The 1,457-nt window shown below is 41.0% G+C and carries 1 protein-coding gene; it reads left to right on the top strand.

All coding sequences use genetic code 11. The features are described from left to right. Window positions 1–47: 47 nt before the first annotated feature. Window positions 48–1,457 (top strand): S6 family peptidase (locus tag E0D98_RS24130; RefSeq protein ID WP_346655064.1); only part of this gene is annotated, 1,410 nt, incomplete at its 3' end.

Raw genomic sequence — 1,457 nt, 5'->3', positions numbered from 1 at the left:
AAATATACGCGCTTAAATATAGCTCCCTTACTGGTGGGCTTATAGCTGTGTCAGAATTAAGTAAGAAGGTCACAGGAAAAACCGATAGAAGATTAATGACGGTTTCCCTGGTATTATCAGTGACTCTTTCTGCTTTACCGGGTAAAGCATCAACGGTCAGTGCAGAAATACCATATCAGACTTTCCGTGATTTTGCTGAAAATAAAGGCGTATTTACACCTGGTGCAACCGGAATTGAAATAAAAGACAAAAATGGAAATGCAGTTGGTACGCTTGATGTGCCAATGATTGACTTCAGCAGCGTGTCACGGCGGGGCTCACTGACCCTGTTGTCGCAGGGATATGGTGTATCAGCAAAACACGGAGGCCTTGGTAATGTAAACAATGCCAGTTTTGGCTATGATAAAAATAATTATACTGTAGTAAAGAACAACAAACATTCGGGCCTTGATTTTTCTCTGCATCGGTTCAGCAAACTCATCACAGAGGCTGCACCTGCTGATATAAATATATCCGGACAACTTAGTGATTCGTCACAGTATACTGCTTTTTACAGAGCAGGCGCTGGCACACAGTATATTAAAGAACGCTCAGGTAAACAGACTCATATCCCGGGAACATTTTTAACTGGTGGAACAGTAGGCACCCCATGGTATTCAGGAAATAATTTAATATCAAGCTCTCCAGGTGACACCTATAATAAATCACAGGGACCATTAGCCAGTTATGGGCAGATGGGTGACAGCGGGTCGCCATTATTTGCTTATGATTCTCTCAGTGAAAAATGGTCTCTGGCTGGAGTCACCCTGCATAATAATGGTGTTAATGGCCAAAAAAACAACTGGTTGTTATTACCTGAAGATTATATTAAAAATATTATTACAGCCGATTTCGATCCCATTATTTCATTTAATAAAAACAGTAAAGAACATATGTCATGGACATATGATGCAGCCAAAGGTGTGGGCCGTATTCAGCAGGATGACCAACAGTTTGTGATGCATGGTAACCTGAATGGTAATCTGAATGCAGGTAAAAATCTTTATTTTACAGGCGAAAATGGCATTGTTGATTTAAAAGATAATGTTAATCAGGGGGCCGGATATCTTCAGTTTGCTGATGATTATACAGTAACAACGAGCAATGACAGTTCATGGTCCGGAGGAGGCATTATTGTCAATTATGGTACAACTGTAAAATGGGGTATAAACGGGGTTTCCGGAGATGACCTTCATAAAGTTGGGGACGGAACGCTTATTATTAATGGCACAGGGAAAAATGAAGGGGGACTGAAGATTGGGGCTGGTACTGTAATCCTTGAACAAAAAGCGAAAAACAACGATTCAACGGCTTTTTCTTCCATTAACATCAGTGGGGGAAACTCGCGCGTTAAACTCTCAGGAGATAATCAGATTATACCTGATAATGTTTCCTGGGGATTCCGGGGTGGATATTTA

The organism is Escherichia sp. KCJ4928 (assembly GCF_004352695.1).
In the GTDB taxonomy this organism is placed as follows: Bacteria; Pseudomonadota; Gammaproteobacteria; order Enterobacterales; family Enterobacteriaceae; genus ECMA0423.
This window is presented reverse-complemented; position numbering and strand designations above follow the sequence as displayed.